Here is a 19,160-nt window from a genome sequence, read left to right as displayed (position 1 = left end):
TGAAGAAAACCCGCCGCGAAGGCGGGTTTTTTGTTTTCGTCTTCGCGGTTTTAACAAAATACGGAGACGACAGCCATGACTCACCCGGTAACCCGGCAATTACATGCCATGCACGATGCAGTGAATAATAACGACTTAACTGCATTACAAACCCTGTATTGTGAAGACGCTTTTCTGGTTGATAAACCACGGGTATCCACACGCTCTGATCTGCAGCGTGCCCTCAGTGCTTTTAAACAACGGTATATGCCTGAACATATCGTCTCGCAGGGCGACGAGGTTGTCATTGAAGCCGGTGACACTGCGCTGGTCATAAGCAAGCTGTACCTGAATGCAACCGGCGCGGTGGACTGCAATGTGAAAAAAGCCATTTATGTATTCAGAAAAAATGCAGAAGGTGAGTGGCAATGCGCCATCGATAACTTCTTCGGCGTTGATCTGATAGATTATGTGTAGGTGATTTTGCTTACTTTCCGTTTTTTAAGTGGCCGGCCAATGGCAATGCGGCCATTGAAAATACGGATATCGCCACCATATCGGGTAAACTGCAAAGACAGACCGGCATTTAGGTTTGTCCGCTAACCGGAAGCTATATCCTTGTTGACGCAGGAAATTGAAACAGACAATAACGACAGAGGACCTTCAGTGAAACTGGTCTTCTTTTTGTTGTGGCTGTTGATTGCGTTTACCACGGGGAACGGTGCAGAGCGGCAGGTCCATGCCCAGTCAGACAGCCTGCAAAGCTCTGAACACGCTGCTATAGCATCAGGCCGCTCAGAAGGTCTGATAACACGATATCTGCAGCCCCAATCCCATTCCGGTGATCGTCCGGAACCGCTGCTGTTTACCGGCTCTGAACTGAAACTCGCCGGCGTTTACCGGATGCTGCTTAGTGTCGCTTCCGGTTTTTCTGAGCTGGCTGCCCGGCCTGCACAGCCTGTTTTTTCGCGCCCTCCTGCCAGGGCGTCTCCTTAATCCTTCATATTTGATATTTACGGGCCTCTGGCCCTGTTTACAATTTTTGAAGGACAATTATGAAACCATTTTCTGCACGGGGCGTGATGACCGCACTCGTGATTGTGCTCGGCCTTTTGAGCGCAATGCCCAATATTTTACCGCCGTCATGGCAACAACAATTACCCGGCTGGTATACCCAAAACCAGTTGTCTTTAGGCCTTGATTTACAGGGCGGTTCCCATTTATTGCTGGCCGCTGATACAAAGCCACTGTTTGATAAAGCCTTTACCGGCATGAAGGAGAGTCTCACTAAGGATTTGCGGGAAGCGGGGATCCGCTATCAGGTACTGTCTGCTTCTGACAATACCCTGCGCTTATCGATATCAGGAGCCGGCGGGCAATTTCAGCAAGCCCGTGAACTCGCCTTTGCTTACCGTACAACGGGGCAGGGCGAGCCGCAGTTCACCATTGAGCAAAACGATAACTTGCTCACAGTCAGTCTGTCAGAGTCGTTTAAGGAGAACCTGGTCAGTGATGCGCTGGAGCGCAGCGTGGAAGTGGTGCGCCGCCGTCTGGATGAGACCGGACTGGTCGACCCCGGCATTTCACGGCAGGGTAACGATGGCGTGCTGGTACAGATGCCGGGCGTTACAGACCCGTCACGTATCAGGGAGTTACTTGGAACAACCGCGCAAATGGAATTTCACTGGGTTGTTACGGATAGCAGTCGTGGCAGTACCGTGATAATGCAGGATATGGACGGCCAGCAACAATACCGTCTGGAAAAGCGGGTTGCGATGAAAGGTGAGCACATTACTGATGCTCGGCTTGCTTTCGACCCTGACACAGGCAACCCGGTGGTGACTTTCAAGCTCGACAGTTCCGGCGGCAATATTTTTGCAGCAATGACCCGTACACATATCGGTGAGCCGCTGGCGGTCGTACTGGACGGTAAGGTGATCACAGCGCCGGTAATACGGGCGGTGATTGGCGCATCGGGTGGGCAAATCAGTGGTAATTTCACACCGGATGAAGCTAAAGATCTGGCACTGATGTTACGTGCCGGTGCGCTGCCTGTACCCCTGACTGTGATTGAAGAACGGACTGTGGGTCCTGATCTCGGTAGTGATGCTATTAAGATGGGTCTGAGTACAGGACTTGCCGGTGCTGCACTGGTACTGGTGTTCATGACGGCACTCTACCGGCGCTGGGGGGCGATTGCCTGTGTAAGCCTGATGATTAACATGGGGCTGCTTTTTGGCGTGCTGAGTTTATTCAGGGCCACACTTACTTTACCCGGAATTGCCGGCATTATTCTTACTCTGGGTATGGCGGTAGATGCCAATATTCTGATAAACGAACGTATCAAAGAAGAGTCGTTGAAAGGGCGTGTCGCCGGGGCGGCAATCCGCGCCGGTTTTGATAAAGCCTGGTCAACCATCCTGGATTCCAGCCTGACAACCCTGATTGCCGTGAGTCTGCTTTTTATGTTTGGCAGCGGGCCGGTAAAGGGTTTTGCGATTACTATCGGTATTGGCCTGTTTACGTCCATGTTCACGGCCATTGCGGTAACCCGCCTGTTAATGTTGTTTGCTATCAGACGCCGTGAAAGAGAAGTGCTCCATTTCCCGGGATTCCGCTGGCTGTCGCGGACAGATAAGAAGCCGCTGAACTTCCTGAAAGGCCGTGTGGCAGGCTTAATTACGTCTGCTGTCTTGTCGGTGGCTTCCGTGGTGCTGTTTTTCAGCCCCGGATTGCATTACGGCGTTGATTTCACCGGTGGCACACTGGTGGAAGTGAAAAGCCATAACGTGCAGGTGGAACAACTGCGTAATGCTCTGACAGAAGGCAACATTGAAGGCGCCAGCATTCAGGAGTTTGGCCGGGAAGGCGATTATCTTATCCGCGTCCCTCAGGTAACTGCGGACACTCCGGTTGAACAGCCTGCATTGCAAAGTCAGCAGGTTGAGCAGGTGAAATCTGCAGTAACCACACTGGATGACCAGGCAACCTTCCCCCGTGTGGACATGGTTGGTGCGAAGGTCAGCGGCGGCTTTGCTGATGCTTCTGTGCTGGCTGTGCTGATTGCCGGAGGGGGGATATTGCTGTATTTGTGGTTGCGGTTTGAATCGCATTTTGCACTGGCAGCAACGGCGACGATTGCGCTTGATCTGACAAAGACCATCGGATTCTTTGCGCTCACCGGACTGGAATTTAACCTCACGGCAGTAGCAGCATTACTGGCCCTCATCGGCTATTCTATCAATGATAAGGTCGTGGTGTTCGACCGCATCCGGGAAGGATTCAGGGCTACACCGGATAAACCCATTATTGAAGTACTCAACCGGAGTATTTCTGCGACCTTGTCCAGAACATTGTTTACATCAATGACTACATTTCTGGCTTTATTGCCTATGGGGCTGGCCGGCGGGGCGTCTGTCGCGAGTTTTGCGCTACCCATGCTTTTTGGCATCGTAATTGGTACCAGTTCCTCTATTTTTATAGCATCGCCTATTTTGTATTACCTTGGAAAGCGGCGTGAAAAGAAAGGGTTAAAGCAACTGCGTCCCACCGCAGAGGAGGTGAGAGAATCACTGGCGCACATACCCTGAGCGTCGCCACGAACAGAGTCTGCAACTTCAGGTAACTTGCAGACTCTTACTGAAACGGAAATAACCTGTAAAAAGGAAACCTATGTTCGCCATCGATTACCAGATCCTTATAGCGGCTGTATTGCTGTTTGTCGGTATTCTGTCCAGCAAACTGTCCCCAAGGCTGGGTTTACCTCTGCTGGTACTATTCTTACTGGTAGGCATGCTGGCAGGAGAAGACGGACTGGGACTGGCATTCGATGATGCCAGCACAGCACATGCGCTGGGTACACTGGCACTGGCTATGATCCTCTTCGATGGCGGGCTGCAAACTTCTTTTTCTTCAATCAAGCTGGTGTGGAAACCTGCTTCATTTCTGGCCACCTTCGGAGTAGCCATAACGGCCGGGATAACCGGTTACGCAGCAGCCTTTATTCTGGGTGTACCACCTATGGTGGGATTGCTTATCGGGGCTATCGTCGGTTCTACCGATGCTGCTGCAGTATTCTCTATTTTGCGGAACGCCGGTGTGCATATCAGTCCGCGCCTGAAAGCTACGCTGGAAATTGAAAGTGCTTCCAACGATCCCATGGCGATTTTCCTTACCGTGGGCATACTTGAGCTGCTCACCAGTCAGATGAAGCCGGGGTGGGATCTGGCGCAGCTGTTTATTCAGCAAATGGGCATTGGTACCTTTGTCGGGCTTGGCGTCGGCTGGGCTGCAGTAAAACTCATCAACCGTATCACACTGAGTGCGGCAGGGCTGTATCCTGTTCTTGTCGCAATATGCGGCTTTCTGACGTTTGGCATATCTGCCAGTCTGGGCGGGAGTGGCTTTCTGGCAACGTTCATCGCCGGGGTCTTTATCGGTAACAGCCGGTTTGTACTAAAACGGGCTACTTTTATGTTTCACGACGGTCTGGCCTGGCTAAGTCAAATCGGCATGTTTGTAATGCTGGGACTGCTTGTGAATCCGGCATCGCTGCTTAAGGTCTGGCTGGAAGGACTGCTCATTGCAGCTGTTCTTATCTTCGTCGCCCGTCCGCTGGCTGTTGCTCCGTTTCTGGCCTTTGCCGGGTTCAACAAGCGGGAAATCGGGTTGGTATCATGGGTGGGGCTTCGCGGATCGGTGCCGATTATTCTGGCTATTTTTCCGTTGTTGTTCGAAATTCCCCAGGCCTATCTCATTTTCAATGTGGTGTTCTTCGTTGTATTGATTTCGGCTACCTTGCAGGGTTCAACATTGCCGTGGATGGCAAAGAAACTGAAGCTGATTGAAAAGGCACCGGTAACACCGGCTGCCACCCTGGAAATCAGTGCTCTGGGCGAAGTTAACGCTGACATTGTTCAGTACACGCTGGGAGATTCCGCCAAAGCTGTTAACCGGACGCTGGCTGAACTGGCACTGCCTGAAGGTGCGGTGGTGGCAATGATAACCCGTGGTGATGCGGTTTTTCCGCCAAGGGGATCAACGTTGTTACTGCCGGGGGATCATATCTTTATTCTTATCCGCCCGGGACTACGGCCCTTCATCGATTGTATTTTCTCCCACATATCGCAGTTGGAACCGTCAGCTTTTAAATCCGGAGAGTTAGTGCTGAAAGGCGCGGCAAGAGTGAATGAGATAAGCCATGCATATGGTCTGGACCTGGGAGAAACAAAAAACATCACACTGGATGCCTTCATCAGAAAGCATCTGAGCGACGACGTGGCAGAAGGACTCACTTTGCATCATGCCGCCGGGCGATTCGAAGTTAAAGCGGTGAGAAATGGTCTGGCTGTGGCAGTGCAGTTTACTGCAGACAGCCGCCTGTCAGAGTCGTGATTTTTGCTTTGAAAAACGGCCTGTGAGGTGCTGACATATCAGGCCTGAAATGGCAGTGATGAAAAAACTAAGGTTTCTGCCGTACTCTGTATCAAGGGGAAAAAGTATCGGGCTGATACTGGCTGTTATGAACAATGCGCAGGTAAGGTAAAAGTCCGATTGTGTCACGAGTCTTACCGGGATAAGAAGCAAGCCTGTCAGCGCAGATAATATAAAGTTTAAAATGATATCGTCCATGACATCAGTTCCGTTTTATCTGATGTTTGAGATGATCAGAGATTACGCCGTCTGTTTTATTATGGCAAGGTAGACAGTGCCACAGAGCGTGGCACTGTAATGAGTTGCAATCAGAACTTAATGTGATGCAGCGTACTTTTCGACTTCAGACCATACCCGAAGCAGGTTACCGCTAAGTACTTTCTCGATGTCTTTGCGGCTGTAACCACGATCCAGCATACCCTGAACCAGATTCGGGTAGGTAGAAACATCTTTCAGACCGGTTGGCAGAGAATCACCCACACCATCAAAATCTGAGCCGATACCCACATGGTCAATACCAATCAATTCTACGACATGGTCAATGTGGTCCAGCACCTGACTCAGCGTAGAATACGGATAGGGGTTTTCCTTGCGGTACTTTTCATCAAAAGCAGCGACTTCTGCACTGTCTTCACCCATTTCTTTGATAAGTTTGTTTTTCTGTTTAGTCAGATTATTCCGCCAGTCCTGGGTTTCTTTTGAAACAAAGCTGGAACCAAAGTTAATCATGATCACGCCGCCGTTTTCACCCAGCTTTTTCACCATATCGTCGTTCATATTACGCTCAAATCCCGGCGTGTATTTACGCAGGGAAGAGTGTGAAGCGATCACCGGTACCTTGCTGATTTCAATTGCCTGATAAAAAGCATCATCGGAGACATGAGAGATATCCACCATGATCCCCAAGTTGTTCATTTCAGCTACCAGTTCCTTACCGAACGGGCTCAGGCCATGCCATTGCCGGCGCAGGTCATAGGATGAGTCAGATATATGGTTAGACAGCGAGTGGGCCAGCGTAATGTAGCGGATACCGCGCTCATAAAACGTTTTCAGATTTTCCAGGCTTCCCTGCACCGGTGAACCGTTTTCCATGCCCATGGGCAAAGAAATGAGTCCTTGCTTAAACTGGGCTTTTACATCCGCCACGGATTTTGCGATGGCAAATTTTTCCGGTGAACGGTAGACCATGGCTTCAACCAGGTCGATAAGCTGGTGGGCTACTGCTGTAGACTCGTCGGAATTATCCAGGCTGGCCGGCACATAAATAGACATGAACGGTGCTGTCAGACCACCTTTTTTCGCGCGGGGATAATCAAAGTCGCCGCCTTCTGTCGCAACGCTCACGTCTTCCCATTTTGCGTGTACGCGGTAAGGAACATCAATGTGACCATCCACAATGATGGTTTCCTGTGCGATAGCCTCAGCTTCTGCTGAAACCGGGGGAATGGTTTCTGCCTGTGCAGCATAGCTGCCGGTCAGTAACAGTGCCGGTATGAGAAGCGACAATGGCTTTTTAGTTAAACGTCCCATGGATTTTCCTTCGTTCATTATTATCTATGTTGTGTGTTCGTGAATTGCAAGCGTTCCGGCAACGGGTAACTTAAGCAATCGTGCTCATGTAGCCTACGAAATATTTAAATTGCCTACAATCATCACACCCGTTGCGCCAGCTAAATGCACTGAAATAACAGGTAAAATGAAATGCTTATCCCGGGTTGTTACGTCAACGAAAGAAGCTTGTAATAAAAGTTTAAATTTTGATATGGTTTTCAGGGCGTGACTTCCCGCTTTAAATACGGGATACTGCCTGTCGACCTGTTACCGGCAATTGAATGCGGTGGCAGGCTACAAGAATAATCTTCGTGGTAATCCTCTCCTAATCTGTGTTTGGTGAGTCCATTGACCAGAGTTGTTAGTGGTCGCGTACGCAGGGACTGCAGGCTTTCACCAATAGGGCAATTCCCCTGGCGAATTCCATTTGTTGATTACCACCAATAAACGTAATGAGAACAGAATTATGGCGATTAACTACACCCCGCTGAATAAAGAAAAACACAAAGATGTAAAAATAGCGGTGAACAACGCGTTTGCTTTCGCGAAAAATACACACTTATCTGCTGCGTCAATCCGTGAATACGCGCAACTGGCCTCTACTATGCCAATCGTATTTATCCAGGATCCTAACAGCGACCGTTATCACACTGTTGCCATGCTGGGTATGGAACAAAACCAGAACCTTTTCCTGGCGACAGACAAGTGGAAAGGCCCTCACGTACCAATGAACATTCTGCGCTATCCTTTCGATGTTCGTCCTGAAGGTGAAAAGCTGGGCGTTTACATTGATGAAGAAAGTGAACTGGTAGGTAAAGAAGAAGGTCAGCCGTTATTTAAAGAAGACGGTTCTCCTTCTGAGTTTCTTGATAACCGTCAGAAATTCTTAGGTGACCTGGCAAACAGTGAAATGCTGACTCAACGCTTCATTCAGAAAGTGGTTGAACTGGAATTACTGGACGCCATTCAAATTCGCCTGACTTACAAAGACGGTCAGCAGCGCAACGTGACTGGTATGTACAGCATCAACGAAAAACGTCTGATGGAACTGCCGGAAGAGAAAGTACTGGAATTGCATAAGCAAGGTTTCCTGGGTGCACTGTATGCAGTAATGATGTCACTGGGTCAGTTGAACCGTCTGGTTGAACTGTCTAACGACACGGCGAATCCGATTGCCAGCATGCAAATTACCGGTGAAGCAGCTCAGGCAGCCGCACAGCCAGCTGAAAATGCGTAAATAATTTGTTCAGAAAACTAAAAAGCGGGCATTGCCCGCTTTTTTTGTATCTTTTTTGCGGTGTGAATTCTCAGGCCGCAACAAAGGGGATAATATCGCCGGTGATACCGTGTTTCATCCTGGCTTTCATACAGTCTGCGGTGCCGTAATCAAACTCTCTGCAGGTGGACGAGCGTTTTTCATAAATTGAGCAGCCGATATTGCCGCCAATGTCACCTTCCAGGGCCACACACCGCGGTGAAGGCTGGTTTGTGCCTTTCATTGCAACCAGGGAAGGGGAGATCTTTTCAGTCAGTTCCGGCGGTACACTACCACCGGTAAACGGGTCAGATTCTGCCCAGTAAAACGATACACGAAACGTGGCGCAGCAGGCACCACATTGTATACAGGGATTCATTACTATTCTTGCTCCACACTACGTGCACAACAACCAGCAAATTCCGGGTTGGCCATCACATTGTTACAATGGTTTTGATGTCTTTCAGGCAACAAACAGAGTGTGTCAGAACGACCATGTTGCCGGGACGGCGCATTATTCCAGAGTGCCGGAAAAACGCAATAAAACATTGCACTGTCGCACTATTCTTTTTTTATCCGGGGTGTTTAATTACCATCAGTCGTCTGAGGAGGGATCATGATTGAATTACAACACTGTGCGGTGTCACTGACACCTGATTTTACCTTTGGCCCGGTTAGTGCGGCACTGACTGAAGGCCGGCATCTTGCCATAACCGGGAAAAACGGCAGTGGTAAATCGGCACTGGCGGCCGTGCTGGCCGGAGAGGGCGAGGTGGTCAGTGGTGAAAGACGCCTGACCTGTAAGACAGGGTGGGTCAGTACTGCACAGCAGCAGGCATTGATTGCTCAGGAAAAGAAAAAGGATGACGCGGACATTCTTGATGTCATTCCTGTGCCCAGCACAGCCAGGGAAGTTATTTTACGCCAGATCAATATGGCTGATTGCGGGGAGGCATTCACTCTGCTGACGAACGGCCTGCGGATGACCCATTTTCTTGATAACGCCTTTTTGGGGTTATCCACCGGTGAAACCCGGAAAGTACTGCTGGTTCGCACCCTGTTAGCTTCACCTGATGTGCTGGTGCTTGATGAACCTATGGATGGCCTTGATACCGCATCCTGCGAGTTTTTGCAGGAGCACCTGCAAAGTATTCAACACCGTTGCACTATCGTGATGGCGCTGAACAGACTCAGTGAGATCCCGTCTTTCGTCAGACAACTCTGGCTGATGCAGCAAGGGCAGTTGTCCTGGCAGTCAGAGGGCGGCGGAGTTGAGCAAAGCGATTTAGCTCACCTTAAACAATTGCTGCACATGGAGAATACATCTCTCACCTTGCCGGAGAAAGACGAAACACGGTATTCGCCGCAAATGGCTGAAGGTGATAATGTGCTGGTGAAGCTGGTTAACGGCAAAGTGAGTTACGACAACCGCGTTATTTTCTCGGGTCTGAACTGGCAGATTAACCGCGGGGAGCACTGGCAGGTTACAGGCCCTAACGGGTCAGGTAAAACCTGTCTGCTAAATATGATTACCGGTGACGATCCGCACTGTTACACCAATGACCTGACAGTTTTCGGCTACAAGCGGGGCAGTGGTGAAAGCATCTGGGATATCAAGCAGCATATCGGGTTAGTGTCCAACAGTTTTCATCTTCAGTACCGTGTCAATTGCAGTGTATTGCATGTGGTATTGTCCGGCTTTTACGACAGTATCGGGTTATACGAACAACCCGATATCAGGCAAAAACAACTGGCCCGTGAATGGCTCGAACTGGCTGGTATGGCACACAGAGCTAATGAACCTTTCCAGTCACTGTCTTTCGGTGATCAGCGGCTTTTACTTATTCTGCGGGCGATGGTGAAGCATCCCACGTTGTTAATTCTTGACGAGCCATGTAACGGCCTGGATGAAATTAACCGTCTGAAAGTACTGGCACTACTTGGCATTATCGCCGAAGGGAAGGAAAGCACATTGTTGTATGTGAACCACCACAGCGAGGACAAAATTAACGGCGTTGAACTTGTGCTTGCCATGGGACGCCACAATCAGGAAGCACAGGCTTAAGAAACGGTTAAGCGGGTGCCCGGTACTTCTTCAGTCCGCAAGTGAGCCTTGAACTGGATTATACCCACCGGGATCTGGGATACAGGAGCTATCATGCGATTTATCAGTCTTATCTTATTTGTTATCAGCATTTCTGCGTATGCACAGTCTTATGAAACGAGACTGACTGTTGCCGCTGACGGTTCCGGTGATTATACCTCCGTTCAGGATGCCATCTACGCTGCCAAAGCCTTTCCCTGGACAGACGTCACCGTGTTTATTAAGAACGGAGTTTATAAAGAGAAGGTCAACGTATTTGCATGGAACACCCGCATCAAAATGGTAGGAGAAAGCAGGGAAGGCACAATTATCACTATGGATGACCATTTTGATAAACTGGCGAAAGGCAGAAACAGCACCTTCCATACCTACACGGTACGCGTGGCCGGCAACGATTTTACCGCTGCCAACCTGACTATCCGTAACACTGCCGGGCCGGTGGGGCAAGCCGTTGCCCTGCATGTAGAGGCTGACAGGGCGGCGTTTTATAATGTCAGTATAGAAGGCTACCAGGATACCCTTTATGTCGCCGGTGAGGGCCACAGAAGCTACTTTGAAAACAGTATGATAAGCGGCTCAGTGGATTTTATCTTTGGTGAAGGAACGGCATTGTTCAGTGGTTGTGAAATCCGCTCGCTGATAAGCAATACCTATGTGACCGCTGCATCCACACCACAGGATCAGCCTTTCGGACTGGTGTTTGATAACAGTCACTTTACTGCCCCTGACGGTGTTGAAAACGTGTATCTGGGACGGCCCTGGCGGCAGTTTGCGGCAACGGCTGTGATGAACAGTCATCTGGACGGGCATATCCATCCGGCCGGCTGGCACAACTGGGGGGATCCGTCGAAGGAACAAACCAGCCGTTATGAAACCGGCGGGAATACGGGAGAGGGGGCTGCCGGCTCAGACAGAGTGAACTGGCAACACGCACTCAGTGAACAGCAACGTCAATCCTACAATAAGGCCACCGTATTACGGGGCTGGTCACCGGAAAAACCGATCTAAATCCTGCCTTTTGATCGCTTTCAAGCCCCCGTCCTGCGGGGCTTTTTTCGTTGCCGGTAAATTTTTTAAAAAACTTTTCACGTATCCATTCTGATTCTTTTTTAATCTTTTCATGGGCTTTACATAAACAACTGTATATAAAAACAGGCTGCAGCCCAGTGTTTACGTGGGTTTTAGCCGTGTTTTTCCTTGACAGTGGGGAAAGTAGAGACCAAACTGTCTAGCAAGTGGGTAAATGTGGCGAATTGTGGATCGAGTCATCAACGAATTGCAGATTGGTACTCAGAAAACAAGAACAACAAGAGCACAAAAATATAAAAGGCTAGGGGAATGTTCCGCGGCGCTAATGCAATCAATCTGGATCCCAAAGGTAGACTGGCTATACCAACAAAATACCGCCAGTCACTTCTGGATGATTGTAACGGACAACTGGTCTGCACAATCGATACACAGCAAAGCTGTTTGCTACTTTACCCACTTCCCGAATGGGAGGAGATCGAACTCAAACTGAGTAAGTTCTCCAGTATGGTTCCGGCTGAACGCCGGATGCAGCGGCTGCTACTTGGTTATGCCACCGAAGGTGACATGGACAAGAGCGGCCGTTTTCTCTTATCCGCGCCTTTGCGCCAACACGCAAGTCTCTCCAAAGAAGTCATGCTCGTCGGACAGCTTAACAAATTTGAAATATGGGATGCTGATATTTGGGCTAAACAAATTGATGCAGACATGGAAACCGAGCGTGATGGTGCATTTGAGCTTACTGACCGCCTGCAGGAATTTTCACTATGAGCAACACCCCATTCAGTCATGTTTCGGTGTTGCTTAATGAATGTATTGACGCACTGGCGATTAAACCGGACGGCATTTATATTGATGCTACATTCGGTCGCGGCGGACATTCCGGCAAAATCCTCGAAAACCTTGGTGCTGAAGGCCGCCTGATCGCGTTTGACCGTGATCCTCAGGCGATTGAAGCTGCACAGCGTTTTGCAGATGACAAACGCTTTACCATTGTTCATGAACCCTTTGGCGAGATGGCCCGTGTTATCAGCGAAATGTCTCTGACGGGCAAGATCGACGGTGTGCTGATGGATCTCGGTGTCTCTTCTCCACAGCTCGATGATGCTGAGCGTGGTTTCAGCTTTATGAAAGATGGTCCGCTGGATATGCGCATGGACACCAGCCGTGGCCAGAGTGCTGCCCAGTGGCTGGCAGAAGCTGATGAGCAGGATATCACCCAGGTAATAAAAGAATTCGGCGAAGAGAAGTTTGGCAAACGTATCGCCCATGCCATCGTGGAAACCCGTCAAACAACGCCTCTCACACGTACCGCTCAACTGGCTGAGCTTATTGATAAAGCTGTGCCGGTAAAAGACAAATTCAAGCATCCTGCTACACGCGCTTTCCAGGGGATCCGTATTTACATTAATGCGGAGCTGGAACAACTGCGGGTGGGGTTAAAAGCGGCTGTGGATGTACTGGCGAAAGATGGCCGTCTGGCTGTGATTTCTTTCCATTCTCTGGAAGATCGTCTGGTTAAACGTTTCATTAAAGAACAGAGTCGCGGCAAAGTAGTGCCCGCCAACTTACCGGTAACTCAAGCTGAGATTGATGCCGACAAAGTTCTCAGGGCGCTGAGCAAGGCGATTAAACCGACCAAAGAGGAAATTGCACAGAATGTGCGCTCCCGGAGTTCTGTATTACGGGTGGCCGAAAAACTATGACGGACCGGCAGAATTCACGGACGACGTCTCCGACAAACTTCAGTTTAATACTGATTCTGGTCTCAGATTTGACCCGCAACAAGTTGCGGGTTTTGTTGTATTTAATGGTTGTAACCAGTGCTATGGCTGTGGTGCTCGGCAGTCACCTGAACCGTCAGCAAAATATCGCCATGGAAACACTCATGCAGCAGAAAGATGATCTCGATGTGGAATGGCGAAATTTAGTGCTGGAACAACGGGCACTGACAGAACACAACCGCATTGAAAACGAAGTGGAAAAGCAATTAGATATGTACCGGCCAACCGCCGATCAGGAAGTGGTAGTAAGACTGAAATGAGCATATTTGCACTCCCTGCCAAAAAAGTGAAACGTGGTGCCAGACAGAATGTGACCCCGTCACCGGTGCAATGGCGCTTTGTACTGGTCATTGCCATTGTCATGCTGGTGTTCGCCGGGCTTGGCGTCCGCGCCGCCTACATACAGGTCATTGCTCCGGATAACCTGATTGCGCAGGGCGATAACCGTACCATGCGTACCAAAGATATGCCGGCATACCGCGGTATCATTACCGATCGCAATGGCGTAGAACTGGCTGTCAGTGTGCCGGTGCGTGCTATTTATGCCGACCCGAAAATTATCCACGAACAGGGCGGACTGGAGCAGTTTGAACGCTGGGAAGCGCTTGCCGATGTGCTGGGCCGCGATGTAGAGGACTTACGCAGCAAAGTACAAAATCCCAAGCGCCGGTTTGTTTATCTGCAACGTCAGGTGTCTCCGGCCATGGCGGATTATGTTGCCAAACTGGATATCCCCGGTATTTATCTGCGCCGTGAAAGCCGTCGTTATTATCCTAATGGCGAAGTGACAGCGCAACTGATTGGTATCACCGATGTGGACGACTCCGGTCTGGAAGGTCTGGAACGGCTTTATGATGACTGGTTAACCGGTACACCGGGTTCAAAGGTTATCCGCCGTGATGCCAAGGGACGCCAGGTGGAAATTCTGAAATCCACTGACGGAGAGGAAGCGGGGAATCTGAAGCTGACAATCGATCAGCGGATTCAGGCACTGGCCTATCGTGAAATCAAAGAGGCGATGCTTTATTACCAGGCTGCTTCTGCTTCCGCTATTGTGCTCGATGCCCACACCGGTGATGTGCTGGCCATGGTCAATGCCCCTTCTTTTAACCCCAACGATCGCAGCGATGTGTCTCCCCACCGGATGCGTAACCGTGTGCTGACCGATGCCTTTGAACCCGGTTCATCGCTGAAGCCGCTGGCAGTGCTGTCAGCGCTGGAATTCGGCAGTGTAAAAGTGGGTGATATTGTAAATACCAACCCGGGCTGGATGCGTCTGGGCGGCAGTCTGGTAAAAGATGCCCGTAACTACGGAAAACTCACCTTAGAAGAAATTATTCAGCATTCGTCAAATATGGGGACCTCCCGTCTGGCACTGGGTGTACCGAAACCATTTTTGCTCGATACCTATTACAACATGGGACTGATGAGTGATACCGGTACCAACATGCCGGGTGAAAGTAACGGTCTTTTCCATGAGCGCAGCCGTTGGTCTGATTTCGAACTGGCTACCTTATCCTTCGGTTACGGTATATCTGTAACTACCGCACAGCTTGCGCGGATGTATGCCACTCTGGCCAACGGCGGTGTCAGCATGCCGCTGAATATTGTTAAGCAGCCTCAGTCCACCGGTTACAAACCGGAACCTCAGCGGGTGGTGTCTGAAAAGAATGCCCGTGCCGTGCTTGAAATGATGGAGAGCGTTGTGCAGCGTGGCGGTACAGCCACAAAAGCCGCAGTGCCGGGTTATCGTGTGGGCGGAAAAACCGGTACAAGCCGTAAAGCTGTCGCCGGTGGTTACGGCGACGAGTACGTGAATATTTTCGCCGGTGTGGCCCCTTTATCTGACCCGCAAATCGTTACGGTTGTACTGATCAATGAACCCGGTGGTGATCTTTACCATGCCGGTGATACAGCGGCGCCGGTGTTTTCTGAAATTATGGGCGGTGCCCTGCAACTGCTGAATATTGCCCCGGACGACAAACAGGTCACGTCTACGAAGTGGCTGAACGGAGGGCGCAATGGTAGTTAATGCATTTGAACAAAGTTTAAGCGTGTTGCTGGCAAAGTTCGGTATTACAGCGCCGGATGTCCGCATTCAGGGGCTGACGCTGGATAGCCGTCGGGTTACCCCGAAACTGGCCTTCGTGGCAGTAAAAGGCCATAGCATGGATGGCCGTGAATTTATTCCGCAGGCTATCAGTCTCGGTGCCAAAGCCATTCTTGCGCAAACCGGAAAAGTGCGGGAGCACGGCCGCATGGAAATGCGTGGCACCACGATTATTGTTCATCTGTATGAATTAACAGACATCCTGTCATCACTGGCCGGGGCGTTTTACGACTATCCCGCCACCAAAATGCAATCTGTTGCTGTCACCGGTACCAACGGAAAAACCTCCGTCGTGCAAATGTTATCCCAACTTACTACCGCCGGCGGAACACGCTGTGCAGCAGTAGGGACGCTGGGTGCAGGGCTGTTTCAGGGGGCAGATACAGAGTGGGAACCCACACCTGCCGGCAATACCACCCCTGACGCTATCCGCATGCAGTATTTATTGGCAGAGTTTGTGCAACAAAACGCGCGGCAAGTGGCATTTGAAGCGTCTTCTCATGCCCTGGTGCAGGGAAGGCTCAGTCAAATCAAAACGGATATTGTGGTGTTTACCAACCTGTCGAGAGACCATCTTGACTATCACGGCACCATGGAAGATTACGGTGCGGCCAAGCGTCTGGCTATGCAACTGCCGGGCGTCAGCACAGTAGTACTGAATGCCGATGATCCTGAAAGCGACCGCTGGCATACCAACAAGCCCTCCGGTGTTACCACTGTGTGGTTCGGCATGTCGGAATTGGCAGCGCAAAAGTCAGAAGATCGCCATTGTTTGGCCACAAATGTGAAATATCATCCGGACGGGTGTCAGTTCAGACTGGTATCAAGCTGGGGAAGCCGTGATATTCAGGTGCCGCTTCTGGGAGCGTTCAACGTGCACAACCTGCTGGCTGTGATTTCAGTCATGCTGGTGCAGGGGCTTCGTTTTGAAGAAGTGGTGGGGTTATTACCAAAGGTTTCTCCGGTAGCCGGAAGAATGGAAGTATTTCCTTTTACCGCACATGCGAATGTCATTGTGGACTATGCCCATACTCCGGATGCGCTGGAAAAGGCGTTACAAAGCACAAGAGCGCATACCCCGGGGGATGTGTGGTGTGTTTTCGGATGTGGTGGCGACCGTGATAAAGGCAAGCGTCCTCTAATGGGACAGGCTGCTGAGGCTGTAGCCGATCATCTTGTCATCACTACCGATAACAGCCGTTCAGAAGCGCCGGAAGATATCGCCCGTGATATCCGTGAAGGACTGACACAGCCACAACGTGCGGTGGATGAGCCGGACAGAGAAAAGGCCATTCGCCACTGCCTGGAAAAGGCAGCACCGGAGGATTTGATCCTCGTGGCGGGTAAAGGCCATGAAGATTTTCAGATCATCGGTGAGCAAAAGAAAAATTATAACGAGCGGGCCGTGGTAGCGCGGCTGCAAAGGGAGTACAGCTAATGATTCTGACCACGCTGTCCTGGATTGCCGGTAAAGTGAAAGGCACCCTTACGGGGGAAGACCGGGACGTAAACGGGGTAAGTACAGATACCCGTACGCTAAAAGAAGGTGATGTGTACATTGCCTTAAGCGGCGAAAATTTTAATGGTCACCGTTTTATTGCTTCGGCGGAGCAGGCCGGTGCCAGTGCAATAATAGCCAGCGAACCGGTGAATACTGCTTTGCCTGTCATTCAGGTAGAAGACACGAAACTTGCTCTGGGTTTACTGGGTGCTGCGGTAAAAGCGCAGGTCGCACCAAAAACTATTGCCGTGACAGGCAGCAGCGGCAAAACCACCGTAAAAGAGATGACTGCGGCAATTCTGGCACGCCGCGGCAATGTGCTGGCAACAGCGGGTAACTTCAATAATGACATCGGTGTGCCGCTGACATTATTACGTCTGGAAGAAGGCCATGATTACGCAGTAATGGAACTGGGTGCTAATCACCTTGGGGAAATTGCGTACACCACCGAACTGGTGAAGCCGGATGTGGCGACCATTGTCAATGCCGCCGCTTCTCATCTGGAAGGATTTGGCAGTCTGTTAGGTGTTGCCCGTGCAAAAAGCGAAATTTTTAAAGGGCTGAACGAACAGGGCGTGGCTATCGTCAATGCTGACAGTCAGTTCGCAGAGTTCTGGTTGGGCAAACTGAAGTACAACAATGTACTTACTTTCTCACCCCAACAGCAAAATCAGTCGGATTATACAGCAGAAGACATCACCGTCGGACTCGACGGCTGCGCTGAATTCAACATGGTCACCCCGCAGGGGCAAACCGGTATCCAATTACGCATCCCCGGTATTCATAACGTGGGTAACGCACTCGTAGCGGCCGCGCTGGCCATGCAGGTGGGAGCGACCCTGGAAGACGTACGTACCGGACTGCTGAACATGGCGCAGGTGAAAGGGCGTCTTAATGTAAAAGCGCTGTCTGACCATTTCCGCTTGCTGGATGATACTTATAACGCCAATGTGGCGTCGGTGAATGCGGCTATTGATACGCTGTCCACGTTCTCCGGTTTACGGGTTCTGATCCTTGGTGACATGGCGGAGCTGGGTGAAAAAGCCCGCTTTTACCATGAGCAGGTAGGTGAGTACGCCCAGCAAAAGGGCATTGATTACCTCTTCACTCTGGGTGTACTGAGCCAGAGCGCCAGTGCTGTATATGGTAAGCAGGGATTTCATTTCACCAATGTGGAAGCGCTGATGGAAACATTGAGTAGTGTGCTGATGGCCGATCAACGGGATATTTCCGTGCTGGTTAAAGGTTCGCGCAGCTCGCGGATGGAACGGGTAGTGGAGGCCATTGAGGTATCCCGCCTGGGAAAGTTTGAACGCCGTCGGGAGCGCATTGCATGTTGATATGGCTGGCCGACTGGCTTAAACAGTTTGAACCGGGATTCTTCGTATTTTCCTATCTGACGCTCAGGGCAATTTTAAGTACCCTGACGGCACTGGTGATCGCGATTGTTATCGGACCGAAAATGATTCGCTGGTTGCAGCGTCTGCAAATCGGTCAGACCGTACGTGACGACGGGCCGCAAAGTCACCTTTCAAAAGCGGGCACGCCGACTATGGGCGGACTGCTCATCTTATCGGCGATTGTGGTCAGCGTGTTGTTATGGGCAGATTTAACCAACCGTTATGTGCTTGTGACTCTGGCCGTAGTGATTGGCTACGGCATCATCGGCTTTGTTGATGATTACCGCAAAGTGGTGCGTAAAGACTCCAAAGGCTTAATTGCCCGCTGGAAATACTTCTGGCAGTCAGTCATTGCACTGGGTGTGGCGTTTTACCTGTACAGTAGTGCAAACCTCGCCGCTGAAACCTCTTTGCTGGTGCCTTTTTTCAAAGAAGTCATGCCGCAACTGGGTCTGTTTTATCTGGTGGTCGTGTATTTTGCGCTCGTAGGCACATCGAATGCTGTCAACCTGACGGACGGGCTGGACGGACTGGCTATTGTACCCACCATACTGGTTGCCGGTGCACTTTCCATTTTTGCCTACGTCACCGGTAATGTGAACTTCGCGACTTATCTGAATATTCCTCACATCCCGCTGACCAGCGAGCTGGTTATTGTGTGTACCGCTATAGTGGGCGCCGGACTGGGCTTTTTATGGTTTAACACTTATCCGGCTCAGGTATTTATGGGCGATGTGGGTTCACTGGCTCTCGGCGGCACGCTGGGTATTCTGGCAGTCCTGGTACGTCAGGAAATCGTGCTCATCATCATGGGCGGTGTTTTTGTGATGGAGACCGTATCGGTGATCCTGCAGGTCGGCTCATTTAAGTTACGAGGAAAACGTATTTTCCGCATGGCACCCATCCATCATCATTTTGAACTCAAAGGCTGGCCGGAACCCCGCGTGATTGTGCGGTTCTGGATCATTTCTCTGATTCTGGTGCTGGTGGGACTGGCTACACTGAAGCTGCGCTGAT

General features: G+C 50.6%; 16 protein-coding genes. 14 read left to right on the top strand and 2 right to left on the bottom strand.

Annotated features, from left to right (window positions below; genetic code table 11):
* Positions 1 to 75: 75 nt before the first annotated feature.
* The 4 genes from ACXAGC_RS05115 to ACXAGC_RS05100 all read left to right on the top strand — a co-directional run bounded on the left by ACXAGC_RS05115 (position 76) and on the right by ACXAGC_RS05100 (position 5,373).
* Complete coding sequence (locus ACXAGC_RS05115) at positions 76 to 456, top strand: YybH family protein (RefSeq protein WP_474842974.1); 381 nt, start codon at positions 76 to 78, stop codon at positions 454 to 456.
* Positions 457 to 597: 141 nt separating this feature from the next.
* A complete protein-coding gene (locus ACXAGC_RS05110) occupies positions 598 to 975 on the top strand; it encodes a hypothetical protein (protein WP_474842972.1) in 378 nt (125 codons plus the stop codon).
* A 59-nt stretch (positions 976 to 1,034) separates the two neighbouring features.
* The gene (gene secD, locus ACXAGC_RS05105; protein WP_474842970.1) at positions 1,035 to 3,569 is read left to right on the top strand and encodes a protein translocase subunit SecD; all 2,535 of its coding nucleotides are present in this window, start codon (positions 1,035 to 1,037) and stop codon (positions 3,567 to 3,569) included.
* Between the two features lie 82 nt (positions 3,570 to 3,651).
* Positions 3,652 to 5,373, top strand: a complete 1,722-nt coding sequence (locus ACXAGC_RS05100; RefSeq protein ID WP_474842968.1) for a potassium/proton antiporter — start codon at positions 3,652 to 3,654, stop codon at positions 5,371 to 5,373.
* 354 nt (positions 5,374 to 5,727) lie between these two features.
* Here the strand turns inward: ACXAGC_RS05100 and ACXAGC_RS05095 are convergent, their stop codons facing one another.
* Positions 5,728 to 6,942, bottom strand: a complete 1,215-nt coding sequence (locus ACXAGC_RS05095) for a dipeptidase (RefSeq protein ID WP_474842966.1) — start codon at positions 6,940 to 6,942, stop codon at positions 5,728 to 5,730.
* Positions 6,943 to 7,429: 487 nt separating this feature from the next.
* On the opposite strand from ACXAGC_RS05095, the gene ACXAGC_RS05090 reads away from it, so the two are divergent.
* Positions 7,430 to 8,200, top strand: a complete 771-nt coding sequence (locus ACXAGC_RS05090; protein ID WP_119503449.1) for a SapC family protein — start codon at positions 7,430 to 7,432, stop codon at positions 8,198 to 8,200.
* Positions 8,201 to 8,270: 70 nt separating this feature from the next.
* Here the strand turns inward: ACXAGC_RS05090 and ACXAGC_RS05085 are convergent, their stop codons facing one another.
* Positions 8,271 to 8,597, bottom strand: a complete 327-nt coding sequence (locus tag ACXAGC_RS05085; RefSeq protein ID WP_119502202.1) for a YkgJ family cysteine cluster protein — start codon at positions 8,595 to 8,597, stop codon at positions 8,271 to 8,273.
* A 237-nt stretch (positions 8,598 to 8,834) separates the two neighbouring features.
* On the opposite strand from ACXAGC_RS05085, the gene modF reads away from it, so the two are divergent.
* From modF to mraY, 9 genes are all read left to right on the top strand, one after another.
* On the top strand, positions 8,835 to 10,283 hold the full coding sequence (modF, locus tag ACXAGC_RS05080; RefSeq protein ID WP_474842963.1) for a molybdate ABC transporter ATP-binding protein ModF: 1,449 nt from the start codon (positions 8,835 to 8,837) through the stop codon (positions 10,281 to 10,283).
* A gap of 93 nt (positions 10,284 to 10,376) precedes the next feature.
* Complete coding sequence (locus ACXAGC_RS05075) at positions 10,377 to 11,330, top strand: pectinesterase family protein (protein ID WP_474842961.1); 954 nt, start codon at positions 10,377 to 10,379, stop codon at positions 11,328 to 11,330.
* A gap of 330 nt (positions 11,331 to 11,660) precedes the next feature.
* Positions 11,661 to 12,119 carry a division/cell wall cluster transcriptional repressor MraZ gene (mraZ, locus tag ACXAGC_RS05070; protein WP_474842959.1) on the top strand — a complete coding sequence of 153 codons (459 nt, stop codon included), beginning with the start codon at positions 11,661 to 11,663 and terminating at the stop codon, positions 12,117 to 12,119.
* Positions 12,116 to 13,054 (top strand): 16S rRNA (cytosine(1402)-N(4))-methyltransferase RsmH, encoded by a 939-nt coding sequence (gene rsmH, locus ACXAGC_RS05065; RefSeq protein WP_474842957.1) that lies wholly within the window; start codon positions 12,116 to 12,118, stop codon positions 13,052 to 13,054. Before mraZ ends, rsmH begins: the two co-directional genes overlap by 4 nt.
* Positions 13,051 to 13,392 carry a cell division protein FtsL gene (ftsL, locus tag ACXAGC_RS05060; RefSeq protein WP_119502195.1) on the top strand — a complete coding sequence of 114 codons (342 nt, stop codon included), beginning with the start codon at positions 13,051 to 13,053 and terminating at the stop codon, positions 13,390 to 13,392. The genes rsmH and ftsL overlap by 4 nt, the downstream gene beginning before the upstream one ends.
* Positions 13,389 to 15,164 carry a peptidoglycan D,D-transpeptidase FtsI family protein gene (locus ACXAGC_RS05055; RefSeq protein ID WP_474842954.1) on the top strand — a complete coding sequence of 592 codons (1,776 nt, stop codon included), beginning with the start codon at positions 13,389 to 13,391 and terminating at the stop codon, positions 15,162 to 15,164. The genes ftsL and ACXAGC_RS05055 overlap by 4 nt, the downstream gene beginning before the upstream one ends.
* Entirely contained in the window at positions 15,154 to 16,680 is a 1,527-nt protein-coding gene (locus ACXAGC_RS05050) for a UDP-N-acetylmuramoyl-L-alanyl-D-glutamate--2,6-diaminopimelate ligase (protein WP_474842952.1), read from the top strand. The genes ACXAGC_RS05055 and ACXAGC_RS05050 overlap by 11 nt, the downstream gene beginning before the upstream one ends.
* Positions 16,680 to 18,083: a UDP-N-acetylmuramoyl-tripeptide--D-alanyl-D-alanine ligase gene (locus ACXAGC_RS05045; RefSeq protein ID WP_474842950.1), complete on the top strand. Its 1,404-nt coding sequence runs from the start codon at positions 16,680 to 16,682 to the stop codon at positions 18,081 to 18,083. Before ACXAGC_RS05050 ends, ACXAGC_RS05045 begins: the two co-directional genes overlap by 1 nt.
* Complete coding sequence (mraY, locus tag ACXAGC_RS05040; RefSeq protein WP_474842948.1) at positions 18,077 to 19,159, top strand: phospho-N-acetylmuramoyl-pentapeptide-transferase; 1,083 nt, start codon at positions 18,077 to 18,079, stop codon at positions 19,157 to 19,159. The genes ACXAGC_RS05045 and mraY overlap by 7 nt, the downstream gene beginning before the upstream one ends.
* Position 19,160: the final 1 nt, after the last annotated feature.

Source organism: Alteromonas sp. AWJ4_197 (assembly GCF_056160285.1).
The sequence above is the reverse complement of the archived record's forward strand: the minus strand, read 5'-3'. Positions and strand labels throughout refer to the sequence as shown.